The sequence below is a fragment of the Streptomyces sp. NPDC050704 genome (assembly GCF_040654355.1).
In the GTDB taxonomy this organism is placed as follows: domain Bacteria; phylum Actinomycetota; class Actinomycetes; order Streptomycetales; family Streptomycetaceae; genus Streptomyces.
The window spans coordinates 1-1603 of sequence record NZ_JBFAHW010000272.1; the positions used below are offsets into that span (position 1 = coordinate 1).

Sequence of the window (1603 nt, forward strand, 5' to 3'; positions counted from 1 at the left end):
GCGACTCCGAAGGGCCGAAAGTCCTTCATCTCTCGTGCAGCACCGCGTTCAGCTACTCAACTACCACAAGCAGCCTCCCGCGTTCGTGGCACACCCTTTTTCAGGATCTCAATCGCCTGCTGCTGCTCGCGGTTCTCCCGCCGCAGCTGCTTGAGCTCCTCGCGCTCGGCACTGCTCAATTCGCCCGGAGCGCCCTCGCCCTGCCCCGCCTTCGCCTTGCGGCACCAGCCGCGCAGGGACTCGGAGCTGATGCCGAGTTCCCGAGCGACCGCCGTGACCGTCTTGCCCGAGGAGTCGACGAGCGCGATCGCGTCCCGCTTGAACTCTTCGGTGTACCGCTTCGTGTACTTGCTTCCCACCTGGTGCTACTTCCTCTGGAACCTCAGGTCCCAGTCTCCAGGTGTCCACGATCAAGGGGAAGGTTCACTCCCCCGCCGTACCCGGTCCCGTAGCCGCCTGCCCTGGTTTCCGGCAGGAGCGACAGCAGGCCGTCCCTCGTCCGGATCCAGAAGGGTCCGGTCTGATCGATGATGAGCCGGTGGAACTCATCGTCCGGCCGGAGGTCGAGCGGGGTGTAGGTGAGACGGGTCCACTTCTCGATGGTGCCGCTGACGGTGCGGTAGTGGCGGGCGACGACGGGCAGACTGAACTCCTGGTCGATGAAGGTCTGATGGCACAGACAGCCGGATCCGCTGACGGCAGCCGGGCTGTCCGTGTCGTCCCGCACGCACGGGTGGAACAGGTCGAGGATCTTCTCCGCAGCCACAAGCGTCGTGTGCAGGGCGTTCGGCTTGCACGGCTGGAGCCTGCTCAGCCACTCCCGGACGTACCGCGACTCCCGCTCGATGGACACCGTGCCGTTGAGTCCGGCACTGCCCACCCTCGGGCGGGGTCGTATACCGGCTGTAAGTCGATCGACTGGGGGGTCAACCGGCAGGACTCCTTGGCGTGTTGGGTCCGCGCCGGCCGGCTTCTTTGACAGTGCACCACGGCGACGCACCAGGCCAGAAGGCGGATGAAGCAGCGGCTCGCGGATGGCCGCGACGGGTGAGGGGCAGTTCCGCAGGAGCCTGGCCTGGCACATCGCCCGCCGCCCCGGGGGCCTGGTCGCGCTCGCGATTCAGTACGGCCATCTGCGGACTTCCGTATCGGCCGGGTATGCCGCACGCAGCCGGGACGGCATCCACGACCTCCTCGACGTCGAGACGTCCCGCGCCACCATCGACACCGTCGCCGACCTGAATGCCGCTCTCGAGGACGGCCTCGGCACCTCCGGGCCCGCCGCCCGCCGGGCCATCACAGCCGCCACCACCGCACCCCAGTACACCGGCACCGTCATCATCGCCCGGCAGGCCCGCCAGATCCTCGCCAACCTCCACCTGGCCGTCTACCTTTGATCTTGGCCAGTGCTCCGCCGTTTACGGCAGGGGTGAAGGCCATCTCAGGGCTGCTCTGACCCGCGCGGTGTGCACGGGGCCGCGGTGTTGTCCTCAGCCGACGGGGCGCTGTTGGTTCTCGATGTACTGGCGGACGACGGTCAGCGGTGCCCCGCCGCAGGACCCGGCGAAGTAGGAGCCGGACCAGAAGTGGCCGCCCCACAGGT

4 protein-coding genes are annotated in these 1603 nt (G+C 67.9%); 1 reads left to right on the forward strand and 3 read right to left on the reverse strand.

All coding sequences use genetic code 11. The features are described from left to right. Nucleotides 1-56: 56 nt before the first annotated feature. Both AB0I18_RS52035 and AB0I18_RS52040 read right to left on the reverse strand, forming a co-directional pair. Nucleotides 57-359: a transposase gene (locus tag AB0I18_RS52035; RefSeq protein WP_363112893.1), complete on the reverse strand. Its 303-nt coding sequence runs from the start codon at nt 357-359 to the stop codon at nt 57-59. Between the two features lie 23 nt (nt 360-382). Further along, the gene (locus tag AB0I18_RS52040) at nt 383-880 is read right to left on the reverse strand and encodes a hypothetical protein (RefSeq protein WP_363112894.1); all 498 of its coding nucleotides are present in this window, start codon (nt 878-880) and stop codon (nt 383-385) included. 154 nt (nt 881-1034) lie between these two features. Between AB0I18_RS52040 and AB0I18_RS52045 the strand changes: the two genes are divergently transcribed. Beyond that, a complete protein-coding gene (locus tag AB0I18_RS52045; protein ID WP_363112895.1) occupies nt 1035-1397 on the forward strand; it encodes a hypothetical protein in 363 nt (120 codons plus the stop codon). A gap of 93 nt (nt 1398-1490) precedes the next feature. On the opposite strand, the gene AB0I18_RS52050 is transcribed toward AB0I18_RS52045, so the two are convergent. Then, the coding region (locus AB0I18_RS52050) for a transposase (RefSeq protein ID WP_363112896.1) at nt 1491-1603 on the reverse strand (113 nt) is incomplete at its 5' end.